Below are 19,956 nucleotides of genomic sequence, written 5' to 3'. Positions count from 1 at the left end.
ATACAAAATCTTTTTTCCGATAAAATAAATATTCCTCCTTCCCGGATCAAATCTGATCTATTTCTATATCAAATTTGATTTGCCAAAACTTTTCTCTGATGAATCCGTCGCAATATAGAGGGTGCCGACGTTCCCACGACTCCAAGCAGTGGTTTTTTAGATTTGGTATGACCTTTGCTCTATACCACCTATGTATAGCCCAAAATCTGGTAAGGGAGTCCTCAATGAATATCGTACTCATTGCACATCCGGATATCCATACTGCTACTGCAATAGAAGAAATGATAGAGGCGATTCTGGAAGAGCTTTCAGTATCTCAGACCAAAACTATCGTTGCAACTTCCTTGAATGAGGTGATGACGATGGTTTCCCATGCCTCTCTTTTGTTGATCGATGATGATTTGTTCTCTGAGGTCGGTATCCAGGAGATTCGCCAGATCCCAATTAATGGGCGAGTCAAAATAATAATGGTGGAAGATCGGCTCCTGATTGCACGCCAGATGAAATTGCGAGATGAAATTGGAGACCTGATTTCAAAACCTTTGGAAAGATCGGAATTAAAGGAAACGGTGAGAAGGGTTCTCGCTCCTCGAGAAAGGAGAGAACTTTAAATCAGGCAAGGTTCCTGTGGCAGGGAATTCGTCTCTCCTTAAAATTCAATTAGTGTTGGCGGATACTTACTTCCTTAGGAAAATCAGTATGCCGGAGTACTCTGAAAGAGATCATTCAGGCCTTGTTTGCTAAACTCACCGACGTTAGAAGCTCGTAATATAAAATCCAACAGATGATCGGTAAATGAGTTGTGATCGGTCTAAAATTAGCCCATCGTATTAGGGTTAGGTCTTTGGAAGCACCTAATCCTGAGTTAATAATTTAGTTACTAGAATGAATACCGTTTAAAAATGCTAGGAAAGGAGAGCGAATTCATCATCCATTTATCCAAAAAATTATGTCGAACAGATGTTGAGTACTCCATGTATGTTTGACTATCTTTCATTATTTTTCGTTACAAACGAGAAGTATTTTCGACCCTTTTTGTGGCAGTAGACTGATTGGCGTGATCAACCACGGGGATCGCGAATTCGACAATAAGAGAACCTTTCATGAATAATATGGTTTTAGTCATTGAAGAGAATCCTGTTTTCTCAAGCATGTATCGAAAGGTACTAAAATTCTGTGGCAAAGAGGCCATTATCGCCTCAGGGAGAAGGACCGGGTTGTACCTTTTAAAAAGACGGAATCCGGCGATCATTTTTATTGAGATCAAGATTAACGGACAATCTGAAGAAGGCCTCTTATTTATTAAGGAAGCGTTAAGAGAAAAACCAGGCCTAGTATTGATCGCGGTCAGCAGTGAAGATGAATCAAAAGTGATTGATAGTACCCTTAATCTGGGAGCCATTGATTTCCTTGTAAAGGATCACAATTCACAAGATCAGATCGAAGCCTACATACCTCAAGTAATAAAACGGGTAGAGACAGAAGTCCGCCTCACCGCTAACGTCGCGGCCAATGGCGGTCTATTGTTCGGACCGGACCAAATGATCGTCGGGAAATCACAAACGATGCTCCCAATATACAGGCTTATTCAGAAGGTGGCCGACGATAAGTCTTCTGTCCTCGTTCTCGGAGGGAGCGGGACTGGAAAAGAGCTGATCGCCAAAGCCATTCATGCCGGTAAAAGTGGGCGGCTGCCTTTTGTATCGATCGATTGCGGATGTATCCAGAAATCGCTTCTGGAAAGTGAACTTTTTGGTGTGAGAGAGAACTATCCTGGTATGCACAATAAAGAGAAGCTTGTTGGTCAATTAGAAACGGCCGGCGCCGGCACACTTTTGCTTGATGAGGTCGGGAATATGCCGGTAGACCTTCAGGCGTCTCTATTACGTGTCCTGCAAGAAAGGGAATTCCGGCCGCTGGGAGCTGAGAAACCAATACCCCTTCACGCGCAAGTTGTGGCTACAACGAATCTCAATCTGGACAATGCCATTGGATCAGGGCAATTCCGAGAAGATCTCTATTTTCGTCTCAACGCGGTCAGAATAGTCCTCCCAGACCTTAAACAACGGCAAGAAGATATTCCATTGCTCGTCCGCTATTATTTGAAACAGCATGAGTCTCGCGTTGGTTTCAAGGTTGAGGTTCTTCCGGAAGCCATGGACAAACTCATAAAATATGACTGGCCCGGAAACGTCCGAGAACTTTTCCAGACACTTCAGCGGACCCTCACCACTCACCGATCACGGTACCTGGCGCCTCGTCATTTTGACGTATGTTTAACGCCTCCCGAATCAGGAGATCTTCGGCGCAAAGTGAGTGACTACGAAAAAGAACTTCTTGAAAAGGCGCTCGATCAGTCGGGATGGAATCAATCGCAGGCCGCTAAAAAGCTCCACATCAGTAGGTCGGGATTGATTCGGGAAATGAAGAAACATGGTTTGCGAAAGGAGCGGAGCGGAACGGAACTCCCTTCTTGATGGAAAACAGTGGGGTCGAAGATTCCGGAATAAGTTGAACCGCCAAATGGCAAGAGTATTCTAATATTTATTTTGGAGAGGTCAATGTTACCAAGTGAACCTGAAAGGATTGATCAAACGATGTGGCGGCCGCTGGAACTGGTCGTCGGAGAGAGATATCTTCCCGACTTTATGTTTATGGGGAAGAAACAGATCTCTGAACGATGGATCTTTTTGTACAAACATATTTTTACGAGATGTTATCTGAATTTAGACGAAAACGGCGGCGCCTATAGATATGAAGGAGCGACTTATGTTGCCATGGATTTGGAGCAGGCCCTGGATCGCGTATTCGGATCCGATACTATCCTCCTGGGAAAAGATCGATTCAGAGAAGCGATCGACGTCGTCGAGCTATCTCGAATTTTTAGATACGCCGACAAAATTCACCTCTATTTTGTTGTACTCGATCCCGAGATTACTCTCTCCTCCTTGGCATCGGCCTGCGCCTCAGGGAGTGAGGCGCAGCTTAAAGAATGGATCAATAGAGGACAGGTCACCATTTTAGAGCATCCGGAACAAATCCCAGGCCACAGCGTCACTTCGGCCGAAGTTCTGCTATCCGAGGAGGCCTATTTTGTTAAGCCGGCGCTGGAAAGTGTTAGTTCCAATCACCGGAAGAGCGCCAACGGAGTCCTAATCCAGCGAGTATCAAGAGAATCATTACCCGCATTTTTGAAACAGGGAATCGAGGCAATCTTCATTTCCGATGGTGTTGACCTGGACGACACAGTTCAAACCCTTTTGAAAGGGGATCCTCTACCGGTAGAGTGGTTATCGAAGGACGATGAAGTGTTGGCATGTCTAAAAGACGCCACTGACGACAATAACGGCGATTCCGACTTTGATCTCGCTATGATTTCAACCTATGTTGTATGCAAGAACTCGCGTCTCTTAAACGCCAATAATGGGTAAAGCGGCTTGATCTAAATCCAAAGATGACCGTAACCATCGAAATAAAAGAGGCGAATCATGCAAGAACATGTGATTCAAATGCTCAATGAAGGAAAAAAAAATGGAAAAATTCAGCAGCTCATATTAAAAGGTATTCTATCGTTATCACAAACCCGAAGAGAGGAATTTTTAACGCACTATTACCTCACGGTTGCACAATGTATCGATAAAAATATCGAACTAATCAGCTCCATCCGAACATTTTCGCAGTATCCCGATTTGCTTTCAATGCTTCAGCCGTACACGGGTTATACGATGAACGAGCTTCAGCGCCTATCTAAATTAAGAGAAGAACTACCGCCTTCCGTGCCTACCACTCCGGAGGAGATCGTTCTGGTGGACATGGAGCTTCGACACCTACTTTGTCCTGGTAATCAGACCACCAAACAGGTCCACTCTCATTCCGAGCGCCGCCATAAGACAATGTTAAGAGTGTCCCCCGAGCGACGCAGTGAGACAAGCAAGCTGCGTCAGCTTGTCGCGGAAAAAGAAAGCGTTATCCGGGCGCTAATGATTCAGATCGTAAAATTGAAAGTTCAATTGCCTGGGGGTAGAACTTTTGGCGCGTAACAATGGTCTTCTTTCCTCAAGTGAACAGAGATTAAACGCTCATCCCGGCCTATCTTCGGATCAAAGGGATCGATTCATTTCACTTGCCAAGAAAGCTGGGATGACATGCAAACAGGTTCAACCAATCGTAAATATTTCGCCCAAATATCTCAGACAGAAATGGATAAAAGTCCCTTATACCCGTGTTCCTAGAAAGCTTAAGGTTCACAATGCTCACAAAGGGATAATCCTGGAACTATTACTCGAGGCGGAGATTGACATCTATACGATCAGCGGAATATTCAATTACACGCCTGTTACAGTCTTGCAATTTCTTGAGACCGAGGGTGAAGAAGGAAACTGGAAAGTAAGGCAATGCCGAATCTGCCGCGATCCTTTTGTTACCTTCGACGAGCGAAGAGTGTGTCAAAGGACAAGCTGTATTGAAGAAGATCGCAGCGCTAAAAAACATAGCGAGAACTTTTAAAAGCCCACCCGATATTCTTTCTTTCGCCAAATCACAAAACCCCATTTTTCAGGAACGGTTCAATCTTTTTGTGTTTCTTTTAATTTTTTCTTAAAAAAGTAATTTCTTGTTGCGAAAGCTGTTTCAGAGGGCGTCGCTGGTCACGTAGCTATATATGTTGCATACATGTTGCCACGATATGATTCATGTCGATGTTTTATTTAGCGAACTTGGAGGTACTACCCTTTTTATCTCTTTAACTGTGTTGGCGCGCCTCTTTTGTTTATCGCCGGGGTGGTATATTTATGATAGTTTTCTTGATCCGAAAATGTTTTTTTCTTGACTCGATTTTTGATTTATGATATTTTTCGAATCATAAAGATTTTTTGCAATGCCCAAATCGTGGGTGCCTGGGACGAAAGTCCAAAATATCAAGTCGTTTGACCTTTCCGGGTTTTTCTAAAAAAAGAAAAAGGCGGAAGGGTTTTTTTGCGTCTACTTCTAATCTTCCCGCCATTTGCATATAAGCTCCTGTATTATCATCCATTCTTATCCGCATCGCCCACTGATACCGAGTCATTTTCGATCTTTTAAGATTAAGGGTTTCGTAGGTTGCCGCATTAACAATTAATGCGGCCGTTGCAACCGACGCTCTTAATATCTCCTCAGCAGTTTCTCATGAATGACGGCGCCTATCAGCTTCGTTCAAATCCTCAGATCGCTTCTTTTAAGAGTCATCCGGTGTCAATCTCACGCTCGACGCATCGTTGTTTCCGCGCCTAATCCCCGCTTAAATCTGTCACGAACAGCGTCCTTCCGGTCAATCGAGACCTCTTACGACGGTTTCACCAAACGCTAAATCATGCCCTAAACGGTTTTGACTTGTCATCGCCCACGTTACCAATTGGTAGATCAGCAGCTCCGAACCAACGCAGATTTGCGACGACGTTGGTCCCACTTCGCGCTCCATCTTTGTCCCTTCCGGCCTAAGATTCCGTTTCCTGGCACACCTTCGCGTTGACCATGGTGAGCTCGGCCCCTCCTCCGATGGCGCAGTATGCCGGTTAAGTTTTGCGCGATCCTCATCTTAATTGAGGAACGCTTGTATCTTTCAGAAGCCTTTTGGGTCCTCAATCAGAACACGACTTGCCACCTGGCTATGCGATCAACCGCTACTATTCCGTCGGATCGCTTCTACTTTTAATTGGGGTTCAATCAGTCTGTTCGCTGTTCTTGTAAGACCGAACTCACATGATGCGATCAGGTCGAAGGCATTTGGATACAGTTCGTCTTCCGGCCGCGTACGTTAGAATATTGGATTTGTGTATCATTAACCGTTCAAATAGGAGGGAACGATTATTGAAGAGAGAAGGAGTATGGGCCACTTTGCATCGACATTGGTGCACGCAATGTCGAGGTTCGCAGTTGTGTATGAATCAGTGCGGTCATCGGCGGAGGATCAGACCGGGAGAACCGTCGGTCCTGAATGACTTATTCGAGGTCTGTCTCAGTTGCCGAGGGCTCAAAGAAGCGGTGAAGCGTTTCGATTCTTTGACCGTGAAGATACTCATCCTCCAGTCGCATTTGCAGGGGTCGGATCCGTTGAACGGGGTCTGTTGGAACTAAGAAATGCGAAGACTGGTTTCTCGTGTTCCATGAGTTATTGGTATACCCTTCTGAGATTCGTTTTACTCCGATCAGTGACGTTGACGTTCAAGATGGGGTTTGATATGGTCTATAAATGGGGGATAATAGATGGACTTTCTCGTAAAGCAACTTCGGGTCTATGCTGATACTTCTGTCTTCGTGGTTGTTTCGATGATGAGTTTTCAGCGGAGAGTAATCAATTCTTTGCTGAGGTGAAGTCAGGAAAGTTCTTGCTCGTAATCTCTGAAACGACGTTATTTGAATTAAAAGAAGCCCCCAAGGAAGTAAGAGGAGTACTGACCGCATTGCGTACAGAATCAGTCGAGATCATTGAAGGCGCAGAAGAAATCGCTGCGCTGCGAGATGCTTATATTAAAGCGGGAGTTTTAGGTGAGGCATCGATCCGTGACGCGGCGCATGTGGCTTCGGCGAGTGTGGCGGATGTAGATCTCATCGTGAGTTGGAATTTCAAGCATATCGTTCATTACGAAAAGATCCGCGGATTTAATGCGATAAACTTGCTCAAAGGATATCGGATGATTGAAATCTATTCACCGAAGGAGGTGATCGAACCATGAAGAAGAAGTTTGACGCTGTTGCTATGAAACATGAAATCCAGGAACGGCAACAAAGACGGTTGAAAGGTTTGTCCCCCGCCGAGGAGAGCCGGCTCATTCATGACGAGATCATGAAAGACGATGAGTTAGCGCGGTTTTTGAAGATCTCTAAGCGGACCGCCGGTTCCAAACGTTCCTAACCCCCGAGGAGATACTGGCGGTACTCGACGACGCGGCAAAGCCCCTCTCCAGCGAAGAGATCAGGGCGGTGAATTGACATGACAAATAAAGTTCTGAGAGATTGCGATAACGAAGTGAAAGATATCCGTGATCATGGCCTTCGGGGTGCGGATGATGAACAAAATATATCGATTCAGTCAAGAAAGTCAGGCTGCGCTCATACGGGTGACCTCGGTTTGGGAGCTTACAAAGGCAGACTTTAGAGGGAGTCTGGTGATTATCGATCCAGGAAGGATTAGAATTAGAAAGCGGGGTTAGCCATGATTTAAAACCTCGATAGATGTTTCCTAAGAAGACGTCAATAGGATTGGAAGAAGCCTGAGGAGGATTTCCCCAGGCTTTTTTAGTTTTTGAGGATTCGGCGAGGGGAACGCCGCCGGCGGAAGCACTTTCTTTTTCCGCCTTAATGGAATCCATCATAGATAGCCCGAAGCCCGGGACACAGTCGAAGCCCTGCGGAGATTCTGACCTCCATAGGGCTTTTTTATTGGCATGGGAGTCGATTCGTTTGGCTCGGAGCATGTCATTCCAAATCAACCAGGGCGCATAAAGCCCAAGAAAGGAGAAACCATGAAGAGAATCATCGGCGAACCGGCGAGGGAAGAGGTCCTCTACAGGGAACTGAATAAAGAGCTGCCTTACATGGACCGGGGGATCGATTGGAGCGATTTAAAGAAACACCGGCGCGACATACGGGTCGACCGGGCGATGGGGAGGTAGGGTCATTGAACAATCAAATAAGCGGGAGGTCAATATGAAGACGTATCAGAATATCTTTCACGGGACCGTTTTGTCCCTGTTGGTGTTCAGCGGGGTCATTCTGGTTTCGACCCTGGTCTTGTTTCTCTGGGCGGGGGCGGGGATGATCTTGGGCTACCCATCGGGCGCTTTGGCCAACCTGGGGGTCTCGGTGTTCATGCTCGCGCTCGCCGTGGTTCTCTTCGGATGGATCTACCAGGTGGCTCAGAAGGTCTTTATCCCTTTGAGCGATCGGTCCGGGCTTGAAGAGAGAACAAACGGGACACTCTTACAAAGAAAAAGGGATCAATCAGCGGTAACTGATTGACCCCTTCTGAAGGCCCCTTATTAGGAGACCATTCTTTCTGATACTCAAGAATCAGTCTACTGATTTGGGGCCTTTTTGTCAATCGAAAACGTCCATCATCTCACTCAAATGACAAGGAGGAACACCCATGAAGAAGAATCAATCCCGCGGAGGAAAGTTTTTGGCCAGATGGAACGGAGAAGCCCCAAAAGGACATGAGAGCTCACCCCTTTGCTATCAGCGAGGACAGAGGGAAGAAGATCGGCGCCTTCGGTATTCCGTCGGTTCTGGGTCTGGAGCTTCTAAAACGTTATCCCAAAAACCTAAACCTAAAAAAGGAGATTGAATATGCGCGGGATCAAATCGGGTCATAAAAAGAGTGAAGCAATCGGCGCCGTCGGGGCCTCCGTTCCGGCCGTCCAAGAATCGGCGGGCGGGACATTTAACAGGAGCCGGTATTCAAGGTATCTCTCCTGGAGAATGTCGGCCAGACATTACGCCCAAAGCTTCGGGTTGAAATTCAAGGCGGCCGACCGGATCTCCTTGTTCATCTATCAGGTGGTCGGCGAGGAAGACCTCCGTTTTTTGTCGGCGATGGAGAGGTGGGTCGGGGAGGTGGCGTTGGCGAAGGGATCGATCGATGAGATTCTTGAGGCGATTCTGGTCTTAAAGGTCTGCAGGATCGATCCAGGCAGCGTCAGGAGTTGCCGGAGCGTGCGGGGAGAGGTCATACGATACGTGAAGTCGCGATATACCCACTGAGGTCGAAGGACGCAGGGGGAGGGTCTCCTCTTCCTGCGTCTTACCTCGAAAAAGGGAGCCGAACTGTCCGGATTCCGAACACCCAAACAGCGGACGATCCCGATCCGGGACTCCTTGGCAGCCCGGGATATTTCGAGCGGCCGGTGATAAGTCCCTAACATCAAAGGGGGTTTGGGAGGTTGCGATTCGCCCGGATAGAACGAATCGGTTTCTTTCGTCCCCGGCATAGAAGTTGCGCTTTAGGAACCTCACGATCAATTAAATTTAGGCTATCTCAACAGGAGACACTCAAATGAAACTCGAACCTACGGAGAAAAAGAAAGGGCTCACATCGAATGCGCTTCTTGTCCTCGAGAAGCGTTATTTAATGAAGGAAGATGGGAAAGTCGTCGAAACACCGGAGATGCTTTTTAGAAGGGTCGCCTGGAACATCGCCGAAGCCGATCGACTCTATGATCCGGCCGCCGATATCGATTCAGTCTCGGAAGAGTTCTATCGGCTGATGTCGGATCTTCGGTTTCTTCCGAATTCGCCGACCCTCATGAACGCCGGCCGGGATCTGCAGCAGCTCTCGGCCTGTTTCGTCCTGCCGGTCGGAGATTCGATGGAGGAGATCTTCGATGCGATCAAGCAGACGGCGATGATTCATAAAACCGGGGGCGGCACCGGCTTCTCCTTTAGCCAGCTTCGGCCGAAGAACGATCACGTTCGGACAACCGGCGGCGTCGCATCGGGACCGATCTCCTTCATGAAGGTCTTTAATCATGCGACGGAGGCGGTCAAACAGGGTGGCACACGGCGCGGCGCGAATATGGGGATCCTCCGGGTCGATCATCCGGACATCTTGGATTTCATCCGGTGCAAGGAAGACACGGGGGAGGTGATTAATTTCAACATCTCAGTCGCGATCACCGACAGCTTCATGCAGGCGCTCGAAAAGGGAGAGGATTATCCGCTCGTCAATCCGCGGACCGGGGAGGTGGTCAGGAAAATATCGGCCCGGGAGGTGATGGAGCAGATCTCACGGCAAGCGCACAAAACGGGCGAGCCGGGACTCTTCTTCATCGATCGGGCGAACAAGACCAACCCCACGCCTCTCATTGGTTCAATCGAGGCGACCAATCCGTGCGGAGAACAGCCGTTGCTGCCCTACGAGAGCTGCAACTTGGGAAGCGTCAGTCTGGAGCGGCACCTCATCGAGGAGAATGGAAAATACAGGATCGATTGGCCTGCGCTGGAGGAAACGATTCGATCTTCCATCTATTTTCTCGACAACGTCATCGATATGAACCGGTACCCGCTGAAGGAGATCGAGAAGGTCACGAAAGCGAATCGAAAGATCGGGTTGGGAATCATGGGCTTCGCGCGGATGCTGTTTAAATTGGGCATCGCTTACGACTCGGAATTGGGACTCGAGACGGCCCGACAGGTCATGGCGTTCATTCGAGACACCGGGTATCAAGAGTCGGAACGTCTCGCGGAACAGAGAGGGGTCTATCCGAACTGGAGCGGATCCCGTCATGAAGAAAGGGGAGAGAAGGTCCGCAACTCGTACATCACCACGGTCGCGCCGACCGGGACGATCTCCATGATCGCCGATACCTCCGGAGGGTGCGAGCCGGAATTCTCCCTGATCTGGTACAAGAACGTGATGGGGGGAGAGAAGCTCTCTTATGCGCTCGACTACTTTGTTGAGGTGGCGAAGCGAGAGGGTTTTTGGAGCGACGATCTTCCGAATCAGATCATCGAGAACCATGGATCGGTCCGGGGACTCGAGCAGATCCCGCTGGAATGGAGACAAGTGTTCGTAACGGCGCATGAGATCTCGCCCAAATGGCATGTCTTGATGCAGGCCGCTTTCCAGGAATTCAGCGACTCGGCCGTCAGCAAGACGATCAATCTCGCTCCCCACGCAACCGTCGAGGAGGTGAAGGAGGCCTATCTTTTGGCTTACAACTCAGGCTGCAAGGGAATCACCGTCTACCGGGATGGCAGCCGGCCGGATCAGGTGATGAATGTCGGAAAGGTCAGCGCGAAGGAAAATGGAAACGGTACAGGAGATTTACAAGGGATGCTTCACTGGGGCGATGTTCTGGATTTGCCGGATATCGTCGACGAGAAACGGGTCCGCGTTCGAACGAAGGATGGGAACGCGTATATTCACGTCGCGTTCCTGAATGGAAAACCGCGGGAGATCTTCGCCAACCCGGCCTTAGGACAGCATCAGAGCCTGGTTGCGATCGTCGGCCGCTTTGGTTCGGAGATTCTGCGATTGGGGGGATCGATCACAAGGATCGCCCATCATCTCCATGAAGTTCATCGGGAGTACGGCGACATCCGGGTTCCTTTGATGGCGATCAACGGAGGAATTCAAAAGGTCATGGATTCCGTCGGCCAGCCGGTCACAATCACCGAGCCGTGTCCCGAATGTAAAGACACGATGCGGATGCAGGAAGGGTGCATGAAGTGTCCGAACGTGGAGTGCGGCTATAGCCGGTGCTGATCGCTCCGCTCGAATATCGCTCCGACCCGGAAGATTCTCTTTCAGTCGAGCGAAGGGTCAAAAACCTTGAGGACGTTTAAAATATGCGTTTGAAGCGAAGTGAGAAAGAGATCAATCAGCTTCGGGCCCGCGGCGCTTGCGTTCATTGCGCGACGGGAGGTCCGGAGGGGACACGTTTCGTGGTGGCGCTTTTCTGGGAAGAGAGCGAGAAAACCTATCGTTGCGTCTATTGCGGGGAAAGACAGGATGTCACATTCAAAAAGGGAGGTATCAGGATGAAAACGGAAAGAAAGGTCATTCAAATGGCAGGGGTGGCTTTATGGATCCTCCTGGCCGGGGCGCTGCAGGGTTGTTTCGGCGCCTTCCAGGCGGTGTCGGGAGCGACAAACGCCTATCACGCCGGACGCGCCGGGGTCGTAGGGTATGAGGCCGGAAACATGGCCAAAGAAATGAGCGGTATCACACCGGTCTTCGCGGGTTACGACGTGATTAAAGTCTCAGCTGAGATCACGCCGGCGAAAAAGGAACAAGAGGCGGTGATTAAGGCGGCATTTCAGACTGAAGTCGTACGCGCAACCCGGGGATACGCCGCTGGATTGGACCGGACCGTCATCGTCTGCTCGGACGATTGTCCTTCGGAAGGGAAATTGATTTTGGTCCACTTTCGCGAGGAGGGCCGTTCCGGGATGGCGATGAAAATTCTTGCGGGCGATCGCTTGAAAGGCTCCACGATGATGATCGATCGCGAAAAGGCCACCTCGGTCTCTGTCCTGAGCGTGATCGGAGAAGATTACGCGGGATTGGTCGCAATGGTCAATCGCTCCATTCTGCAGGCCTTTCTGAAGGAAAAGGAGGGAGATCCAAAATTCAAGGAGTATGCGGAGCGTTTAAACGCGATTCCTTTCGTCTCGAAAGAGGGCTTGCCTGAGTTAACGACCCGTTGAATAGGAAGAGAACGGCAGGTCGGGTGGGGTTAGCGGATTCCTTCTTGATCCGCTAACGCCCCACGCTGACTTTTAGGCAATTGAAGATGAAAACGAAACAATAAATTAACCGGAGGTGGCGCTATTTCAAAACATCTTTTCAGAACCATGCACCAGGAAGAGCCGATCGATATCTATTTTGGCTGGGATCGTCCTCTACAGGGATTTTTTATGTTCATCGAAAACCCGGAGTGCAAGGATGAAGAGGAGCGATTTCTATATTCAAATTTAAATGAAGAAGAGTCTCATCCAAAATCGATTCAGGGTTTTTTGGACGTTTTGGAATCCTTCCAAATATCTCTGCCTGCGGCGATGATTGACGAGGTGCTCCGCGATGGTCGAGAGAATTACGGCAATAAATTCGTAGAGCATCAGATCATCAATGGACAGTACCAAAGAGTACAAAAGGTCTAAAGGAACGAAGCCCGGTTCATACCGAATCGGAGATCACATCTAACCCAACCACATCCTGTGAAGGCGTCGGTTGGAAGCCTTTTTATGGACCAGCTTTGTCTAACCTCTCTCTTACAAATTTTCCGAATTCGTCGGTCACTCGGATATAACTATGACCCAATTGAATGGCGCCTTTGAAATCCTCTTTACCAGAAGGCGTGATATCGATATTCGGGAAGGCCGTTTTGAAATCGGATATAACTTGGTCATAATATAGAGGTTGGTCAAACCAAATCTTGCCATAGGCCAATGAAAGGTTATTGGCGTAGATATAGAATGGCCATCTTGCGCAGTCCGCGTCCTGCCTGCGTTCCTGGTCGGTCCGTTCACGAACGGCGCTGGCGCAGGCATAATAACTCAGGAAGCACATCTCTCCCACCGCAACTTCCAATAGACAGTCCCCGAGTCGAAGGTTCTTCGGCTGCTTGGCAAACGATAATTCAGCGTGGGGTTGGTCGAAAGGGCGTCGATCGATCGGGAGGATTGGTCGACCCGTGACCCCGGAGACCTTAATGAAATACTGAGCGCCTTTCCTAAGAACGATATTATGATTTCCCTCGCTTGGGGTGCAGTAGTGATTGAGGATGTTGTCGAGACCGATATCAATGTCGATTTCTGGAGGTTTTGTAGTTTGTTTATTGGCGCGATTAAATATATCAACTGTGTCACAGAGCATCTTCAGCCCATCTTCCCTGATCGAAACATAATCGACGCCGGCGATGATCTGGGCCTCTAGGCGAGTCAATATCTCCGGGTCGTTGATGAGAACGCCCCATTCATGATTGCCGTCGAGCCCTTTCCCAGTCAGATTCGCCGATGTCACGATACCGTCTGTGTATTTTCCGTTTTTCTTAAATAGGTAAACCTTCCCGTGTAATTTCTGATCGATATGTATAACAGGCCACCTGATAGAGCTGCACGATCGAAGCGAGTCGACAAAACTTCTAATCGAGTACGGCTTAACGAGTTGGTCGTCTTTCCAGGGCCTGCATGTTGTCACGAGGGTTAAATCTTTAAGCCCCGAAAGAGTTAAGTCTTTAAAGAGGGGACCGAAGTCGCGATACAAAAATGGGCTTGCGATTAAAACCTGGTCGGAGGAGGCCAAAAATTGGCGGATCATTTTCAAATGATTTCCAATAAATTGCTCCGCAGTGTTCTTAGTGAGGTCTTCGGGATTTGAGGAGTCGGTGTTTGAGATTAATTGCATCGCTAAAAGTATGCAGTGGAGTCGAGATGAGTAATAGCTGACCCAAGAAAGTGTAAGACAGTATCTTCAGCGACGAATCAATGAATTGTACAAGCAGTAGCTTCGATTCTTATACCGCACCCTGGACAAACCGGCTCCAGGAGGGTGTATCTCCTGCCAAATGTAGACACTTCCTTAAAGAAAACCTTGGTTTTAAAAAGATCGATTCTCGGCCACAACAGACCGGAGGGTCTTGCCGAATTCGGCTCCCCTCAAAGACTTCTTTGGAATAAACGGCAATTAAGAATTTCTCTTCGGCTGTCATGCCCAGAGTTTATCAACCGTTCCGCTTGGCTGTCAAGCGGTCTAACAAAGCGCCCTTCTCGGATTTCCCGGGAGGCTAATTAAAGGAGGTATCAAATGAGATGCAATCGATGTGGTGGGAATGTCGTCAATGAACCTGTTCATACAGAGGAGGGATCTTTTGAGCGGGGAAGGTGCGTCCAGTGCGGGCGGGATCCCGGAACGACGAACAGACCGGCGATCCGGCTTAGCGGAAATCGCTCGCGATATCGACACGTGGGCTTTTCATTCGCCCAGTAGACAAAGCAAACTTTTAAACTTAAGGAGGTATTAAATGACGATGACTTGTACAGCAACCCCGAACGAAGATGTGTTATCGACCGAAGCGGCAAAGGCCAGGGTTTATATTCGAAGGGCCGCGGCCGGCTTGAAGCTCGTCCGAAGGGAGGAAGAGTTCGCGTTTCCTGAGGGGAAGGAATATCTGCGGGAAATTCGGATCCATCGACTCCTTCAGGGAAGCGCGAGGAAAACAAAAAGGGATCAACCAGCTCGAACTGATTGACCCCTTCGAAGGCCCCTTATTCAGGAGACCATTTTCAACTCAGATTTTAGTCTACTGGTTTGGGGCCTTCTTGTCAATCGAAATCAGTAACCACACAAAAACATGACGAGGAGGAATACCCATGAAAAGATCTTCGATCGGAGGCAGATTTCTCGCAAAATGGCAGGGGAATGGACCGACAGGGAAAGGAAGCTCGCCGCTCTGTTTTCAGAAGGGGCAGCGCCAGCCGGATCGGATCCACAACTTTTCAATCGATTCTCAAGGATGCCGGATATGGAGCTTCTAGAATAAGAGGCTCCTAACCGAAGGGGCGCAAGCTTCAACGGAGGAAACGGGAAATTGACTGGCAGACCTCGGGCGGAGAGAATCCTCCCGGGGTCTGCTTTTCTTATGAGGATCGCTCTATGAGGAAAAATAGATCAGTTGTAGGGTCAGATCAACGAATAAGCATCGCGCCAGAGCGCCTGTTTTCAGACGCCATTTGCAATATTGTATTTTGCCAATCTCTTAAGCGCGCCGATCCGAAAATTCACGATCGGATGCGGGGACATTTGGAAGCGGCGAAAAAGGAGCTCTTTCGCTTGATCCGGAAGGACCGGCGAACGCGATTCTCAAAGGTGGTAAACCGCCTTCGGCTGGATCCGAACGGACCGCTGCCGAACGGCTTGGTCGAAAAATTTGACCGAAAGTACAACTCACTAATATAAATCGAAAGGAGGGCCTGTGAAATCGACAGTCGCTGCAGCTAAACCGCAAGAAGATTTCATCCATTTCAGCGACGCGGCGGCGGACGGAAAGGTAGAGATGTTCCGCGAGCCTGAATCGATCCTGGAAGATCGCCAATCCGGATCGTGCGCCGGTGTTCTACGCCCCGGGATTAAAGTTCCGAAGGAAGAGGAGCCGAATCGTTTGACTCCGAACGAACTCGCGATTTATCAGAAGATGATGAAGGAGAATATTTCTCCGCGAGAGATCGAAAAGGTGATCGGAAAAGAGCTCAAACCGAAAAACGTCGGGTATTTTTCGGTGTACGGGACGGAGTGCAAGAGCGACCCGCAATCGGCAGACCGGATACGGGAACTCTATGCCAATGAGAAAGGGGAGATCAAACGCCTTCGGATTATTTTTACCGACAACAATTGGTGGAAGATTATTCCGCATAAGTTGATGGCGTTTAAAAAACGGGGGCTTTATTGTTCCTCCGAGCCGATCAACGGACAGTTGATCGCGACCCGGGATACGAGCCTGGACGGACCCGAAGACAATGGGAGTACGCCGAACCGTCCGTTTCGGAGAACGTTGAAGAAATTCCCCTGCGTGCCAGATGAGTGCCCGGTCTATCAAAACGGGTATTGCAGGCTCTCCGGACTGATGAACTTCCTCATCGTTGGCGTGCCTGGAACGGACATCTGGAGGCTTCCGACGAGCTCGTGGTATTCCGTCCGAGGGGTCATGGAAAAGATCGTCCGTTTCAACAAAGCGCTCTCCAAGGCGGGGGGCTCTCTCATCGGAATCCCGTTCTGGCTTTTTAAATACGAGTTGGAAGTCGCAGGTTGGGACGCAAAGAAGAAAACAAAGATCCGGCTGAAACAGTGGCTTTTCGGAATCGACTGCCCGGAACTGCCCCTGTCGGATTTAATGGTGAAACACGCGGGTTTCGACATCAGTGGATCGTTTCAATTGCCGATGGCGCCGAATCGTCCCGCTGCCGGGGATCCTGGAATCAGTGTCCCGGCCGTTTCTTCAGAGCCTAAGCCAGTGGATGGAGCCGATAAGAAAGATATTCCAACCGACCGTAAAATCGAACCCCCGACCACCGTCACACCGGAGGTCAATGAGGAACGTCCGGCGTCATCAGAGGGCGAAGACAAGGCAAAATCGATTCCGCTGTTTCCCGCGAGCCATACGGAAGGTGAGATAGAACACTTCAGAACGAAAATCCAGAACGAAGTCGAACCCCGGGGACCGGTTCCGATGGACTTTATCAATCTTCAAACGGGCCGGCTTCATAAGACGAGGATGAGCGATCTTACCCTCGACGAGCTCAGAAACCTAGAACGATCGATCGAGGAATATAAAATCTCTCCATGGGAACGCTGCTCATCTTGCCGGGGCCTTCTCTCGCCGGATGTAAAAGGATATTCACTCAAGCATTTCCAAAAAGCGCTCTGCCGAGAATGCCAAAAGAAGGAAAAGGGAGCCTCCAACCTTCCTCCACAACTTTCGGTCGTCAGAAAACCGACCGGACAAATACTGGATGCAGGATTCTAAATTGAAATCATTCAGAGAGGTAGGTCCTTGCCTTTCGCAAGGGCCTGCCTCCGGGAGGTTCATTTGATCTCACAACCATTGGATGAAATAAAGGAAATCCCGATCCAGGAGGTCGCAAGACGCCTTGGATTGGAGGTAAAGGGACAGCTGGCCCACTGTTTCTCGCATAAACCCGATCGCAACCCTTCCCTCCGGTTGAACCTCAATAAAAACCAGTTTCACTGTTACGTCTGCCGGGGTGTCGAGGGATCGGTCATTGACCTGGTCATGCAGGTCCTCGGTCTCGACTTTAAAGAGGCGATCTCCTTTCTTCAGGAAGGAAGGGAGCGGTATCCTTCAGAGAGGGTCCAGGCGCGGTCGACGGACGCAGTGTCCATCAGTCCGGAGAGGAAGAGCGAGCTCCTTCAGGCGTTCATGAATGCGGCGCCGGTGGAGGAGACGGGGGTTCAATATCTCGCGTCGCGCGGAATCCGAAAAGAGACCATCGAGAAGATGAAAGTCGGGTATCTCTCTCCCGATCGGTACCTTTCGGCTTATCGGAGGTTTCGGGATCGATATGGGTTGGAGATCCTGAAGGCGGCTGGGTTGACGCACTTTTACATTTTCGCCAAACAGCAGCTCCCTTTCCTTCTCTTTCCCTACTATATCGAGGGAAGGATTCAATCGATTCAAGGCCGGTGCCTTTTGACCAAAGAGGAAGCGGTCACACAGAGGGTGAAGCGATTTGCGATGACCGAACGGGCCGCTTATTTCTATCACCATGACCTCATCGCGGAATCGTCGGTCCTCTTCATCTGCGAGGGGGAGATCGATACCCTGACGATGCTCCAATCTGGATTTCCCGCGATCGGCAGTCCCGGAACGTGGGGTTTTGACGAGCATTGGCTCGATCTCTTTGCAGGCAAAACAGTGGTCCTCTGCCTGGACCCCGATCCCGCCGGCGAAAAAGCCGCGGCATGGGTCGGGGAGGAGCTGCACCGGAGAAACAGCTTGTGTCTAAAGCTGCATCTGCCGGCTGGATGCGATATCAACGAATACATCAGAAAGGGGGGATATATTGGAAGCGCTCAATCTGGAACGACTCAACCCTGAGCAGAAAGAGGCCGCGCTTTCTCGAGGCTGTCCGCTTTTGGTGCTCGCCGGCCCGGGAACGGGGAAGACCCATACGATCGCGACCCGGATCGCAGCACTGGTACAGGAGGGCGAGGATCCTGAAAAGATTCTCGGCATTACCTTCACCAACCGGGGAGCCCAAGAGATGCGGGACCGAATTCTCTTCTTGAGCGGCAAACGTCTCTCTTGGATCCGAACAATCCACGGCGCCTGCGCGCAGATTCTGAGAATGCATATTCACAAGCTCGCAGGATACAGCGGGGCGTTCAACATCGCTTCCACCGAGCAGTCAAACAAAATTCTCAAAGACACCATTCGGCAACTCGGTCTGAATGAGGCCGCTTTGGATCTGACCGAACTCGGCGGCCGGATCGGCCGGGTAAAGGCTCAATTTAGTTCTTCAGAAGGCCTGGCTCAGGAGAAAAGCGATTTCGTCGAAATATTCAACCTCTATCAGGAGCGGATGCGTCTTCAAGGATGCATCGACTTCAATGATTTAATCTACCTCACCCTTCGGCTCTTTACCGAGGATGCGGCGATATTGGGCGAGGTCCGCGCGCTCTGGAATCATCTGATCGTGGATGAAGTTCAGGACGTCGACCTCGCGCAGTACCATCTGATCTCCCTTCTGGGAAAGGACCGGGGGATCGTAGTTGTGGGAGACGACGACCAGTCGATTTATTCATTCAGATCGGCCACCCCGGACGTCCTAAAACATTTTGTCGCCGATTTCTCTCCGAAAATCATCACGCTGAATGCAACCTTCCGTCTTCCGAGGTTGGTCGTGACCGCGGCGGCGGCGTTGATCAAGAACAACTTTACACGGTTTCAAAAAGAGCTTTCCTCTGTCAGGGAAGAAGAAGGGACCATCGAAATTAGAGGGTTTGGGTCGGAGACCGAAGAGGGAGAGTTCGTCGCGCGGGAAATTCAGGCGCATCTTCAACGGGGCATTCCTCCCGAAGAGATCGCGATTCTTGCCCGGCGTCATGTTCAGCTGGCCCAGGCGGAAGGGGCTTTAAATCGCCTGGGTATTCCCTGCCGCAAAGCGGGAGACCGCTCCTTCTACGATCATCGGGAGGTCCGAGATATGCTGGCCCTGATCACCGCGGTCGCCCTTCCGGAAAACACATCGGCGTATGAGCGCTTACTCAAGTTGGAGTCTGGGGTCAGCGCCCGGGTTGCCGATCTCTTGGAGGACCTGGCGGAGCGGGAGGGAGTTTCCCTGAATCATGCGGCTGAAATGGCGGTCGAGAATGAATATGTCCAAGGAGAGGCGAGAGAAGGGCTCGTTCGGCTCTTCGAGCGTTTGGATCGGCTGAGAAACAGAATGGCCGACCTCTGTATTTCGGATCTCATGCGGGCCGCCGCGGTCGAATTCGGTTATGTCGCCCACCTTCAGAAATTTTGTAAAGGAAAGGAGGACGTCAATAAGAGGATTGGGTATTTAAAGGAACTCGCTCAGATGGCCGACCAATTCGAGCTGAGCGCCGGCCCGAATCTGATCAATTTCCTAAACGAGATGGCGATCTCGGCGATCCAGGGTGGGGTGCCAAAGGAGAAAAAAGGCATCAGACTGATTACATTGCATGGCGCAAAAGGATTGGAGTTTCGTGTCGTGTTTGTGATCGGCGCCCTTCAGGGAACCTTGCCTCATGTGAAAGGGAGCATCGAAGAAGAGAGACGCCTGATGTATGTCGGCATCACGCGGGCCAAAGATCGGGTCTACATCACCCATTCCCGGTATGTGCAAAACGAGGTGAGGGAACCGTCATATTTTATCCACGAGATGGGGAGAATCATCAACCCGAAGATCAAGCCGAAATAAGGCCGAATTCGGCGCAACGAC

The 19,956-nt window shown here is 50.0% G+C and carries 16 protein-coding genes; 15 read left to right on the top strand and 1 reads right to left on the bottom strand.

All coding sequences use genetic code 11. From position 1 onward, the window contains the following. Positions 1–224 precede the first annotated feature (224 nt). From HY282_07490 to HY282_07435, 12 genes are all read left to right on the top strand, one after another. Positions 225–611 (top strand): hypothetical protein, encoded by a 387-nt coding sequence (locus tag HY282_07490; GenBank protein MBI3803592.1) that lies wholly within the window; start codon positions 225–227, stop codon positions 609–611. Between the two features lie 492 nt (positions 612–1,103). Next, positions 1,104–2,477: a sigma-54-dependent Fis family transcriptional regulator gene (locus HY282_07485; protein ID MBI3803591.1), complete on the top strand. Its 1,374-nt coding sequence runs from the start codon at positions 1,104–1,106 to the stop codon at positions 2,475–2,477. A gap of 84 nt (positions 2,478–2,561) precedes the next feature. Continuing rightward, complete coding sequence (locus HY282_07480; GenBank protein ID MBI3803590.1) at positions 2,562–3,431, top strand: hypothetical protein; 870 nt, start codon at positions 2,562–2,564, stop codon at positions 3,429–3,431. A gap of 57 nt (positions 3,432–3,488) precedes the next feature. Continuing rightward, positions 3,489–4,040, top strand: a complete 552-nt coding sequence (locus HY282_07475) for a hypothetical protein (protein ID MBI3803589.1) — start codon at positions 3,489–3,491, stop codon at positions 4,038–4,040. A 2,322-nt stretch (positions 4,041–6,362) separates the two neighbouring features. After that, on the top strand, positions 6,363–6,710 hold the full coding sequence (locus HY282_07470; GenBank protein ID MBI3803588.1) for a hypothetical protein: 348 nt from the start codon (positions 6,363–6,365) through the stop codon (positions 6,708–6,710). Beyond that, a complete protein-coding gene (locus HY282_07465; protein ID MBI3803587.1) occupies positions 6,707–6,889 on the top strand; it encodes a hypothetical protein in 183 nt (60 codons plus the stop codon). The genes HY282_07470 and HY282_07465 overlap by 4 nt, the downstream gene beginning before the upstream one ends. A gap of 610 nt (positions 6,890–7,499) precedes the next feature. Next, complete coding sequence (locus tag HY282_07460) at positions 7,500–7,649, top strand: hypothetical protein (protein ID MBI3803586.1); 150 nt, start codon at positions 7,500–7,502, stop codon at positions 7,647–7,649. 34 nt (positions 7,650–7,683) lie between these two features. Then, positions 7,684–7,995 (top strand): hypothetical protein, encoded by a 312-nt coding sequence (locus HY282_07455; GenBank protein ID MBI3803585.1) that lies wholly within the window; start codon positions 7,684–7,686, stop codon positions 7,993–7,995. Positions 7,996–8,322: 327 nt separating this feature from the next. After that, positions 8,323–8,736 carry a hypothetical protein gene (locus tag HY282_07450; GenBank protein ID MBI3803584.1) on the top strand — a complete coding sequence of 138 codons (414 nt, stop codon included), beginning with the start codon at positions 8,323–8,325 and terminating at the stop codon, positions 8,734–8,736. Positions 8,737–9,028: 292 nt separating this feature from the next. Further along, a complete protein-coding gene (locus tag HY282_07445; GenBank protein ID MBI3803583.1) occupies positions 9,029–11,239 on the top strand; it encodes a vitamin B12-dependent ribonucleotide reductase in 2,211 nt (736 codons plus the stop codon). 275 nt (positions 11,240–11,514) lie between these two features. Continuing rightward, positions 11,515–12,183: a hypothetical protein gene (locus tag HY282_07440; GenBank protein ID MBI3803582.1), complete on the top strand. Its 669-nt coding sequence runs from the start codon at positions 11,515–11,517 to the stop codon at positions 12,181–12,183. A gap of 147 nt (positions 12,184–12,330) precedes the next feature. Beyond that, on the top strand, positions 12,331–12,636 hold the full coding sequence (locus HY282_07435) for a hypothetical protein (GenBank protein ID MBI3803581.1): 306 nt from the start codon (positions 12,331–12,333) through the stop codon (positions 12,634–12,636). An 82-nt stretch (positions 12,637–12,718) separates the two neighbouring features. Here HY282_07435 and HY282_07430 read toward each other — a convergent pair whose 3' ends face one another. Next, entirely contained in the window at positions 12,719–13,801 is a 1,083-nt protein-coding gene (locus HY282_07430) for a phospholipase D family protein (GenBank protein MBI3803580.1), read from the bottom strand. Positions 13,802–15,449: 1,648 nt separating this feature from the next. Here HY282_07430 and HY282_07425 point away from each other — a divergent pair. The 3 genes from HY282_07425 (at position 15,450) to HY282_07415 (ending at position 19,935) form a co-directional block, all read left to right on the top strand. Beyond that, positions 15,450–16,997: a hypothetical protein gene (locus HY282_07425; protein MBI3803579.1), complete on the top strand. Its 1,548-nt coding sequence runs from the start codon at positions 15,450–15,452 to the stop codon at positions 16,995–16,997. Between the two features lie 63 nt (positions 16,998–17,060). Then, on the top strand, positions 17,061–18,089 hold the full coding sequence (locus tag HY282_07420) for a toprim domain-containing protein (GenBank protein MBI3803578.1): 1,029 nt from the start codon (positions 17,061–17,063) through the stop codon (positions 18,087–18,089). Continuing rightward, positions 18,055–19,935, top strand: a complete 1,881-nt coding sequence (locus HY282_07415) for an ATP-dependent helicase (GenBank protein ID MBI3803577.1) — start codon at positions 18,055–18,057, stop codon at positions 19,933–19,935. The genes HY282_07420 and HY282_07415 overlap by 35 nt, the downstream gene beginning before the upstream one ends. Positions 19,936–19,956 lie beyond the last annotated feature (21 nt).

Source organism: Candidatus Manganitrophaceae bacterium, from assembly GCA_016200325.1.
Classification (GTDB): Bacteria; Nitrospirota; Nitrospiria; order SBBL01; family Manganitrophaceae; genus Manganitrophus.
This window is presented reverse-complemented; position numbering and strand designations above follow the sequence as displayed.

Excerpts from the sequence above, each read along its gene's own strand:
- HY282_07490 (MBI3803592.1), top strand. The coding sequence starts at position 225 with ATGAATATCGTACTCATTGCACATCCGGATATCCATACTGCTACTGCA.
- HY282_07485 (MBI3803591.1), top strand. The coding sequence starts at position 1,104 with ATGAATAATATGGTTTTAGTCATTGAAGAGAATCCTGTTTTCTCAAGC.
- HY282_07480 (MBI3803590.1), top strand. The coding sequence starts at position 2,562 with ATGTTACCAAGTGAACCTGAAAGGATTGATCAAACGATGTGGCGGCCG.
- HY282_07475 (MBI3803589.1), top strand. The coding sequence starts at position 3,489 with ATGCAAGAACATGTGATTCAAATGCTCAATGAAGGAAAAAAAAATGGA.
- HY282_07465 (MBI3803587.1), top strand. The coding sequence starts at position 6,707 with ATGAAGAAGAAGTTTGACGCTGTTGCTATGAAACATGAAATCCAGGAA.
- HY282_07460 (MBI3803586.1), top strand. The coding sequence starts at position 7,500 with ATGAAGAGAATCATCGGCGAACCGGCGAGGGAAGAGGTCCTCTACAGG.
- HY282_07455 (MBI3803585.1), top strand. The coding sequence starts at position 7,684 with ATGAAGACGTATCAGAATATCTTTCACGGGACCGTTTTGTCCCTGTTG.
- HY282_07450 (MBI3803584.1), top strand. The coding sequence starts at position 8,323 with ATGCGCGGGATCAAATCGGGTCATAAAAAGAGTGAAGCAATCGGCGCC.
- HY282_07445 (MBI3803583.1), top strand. The coding sequence starts at position 9,029 with ATGAAACTCGAACCTACGGAGAAAAAGAAAGGGCTCACATCGAATGCG.
- HY282_07440 (MBI3803582.1), top strand. The coding sequence starts at position 11,515 with ATGAAAACGGAAAGAAAGGTCATTCAAATGGCAGGGGTGGCTTTATGG.
- HY282_07435 (MBI3803581.1), top strand. The coding sequence starts at position 12,331 with ATGCACCAGGAAGAGCCGATCGATATCTATTTTGGCTGGGATCGTCCT.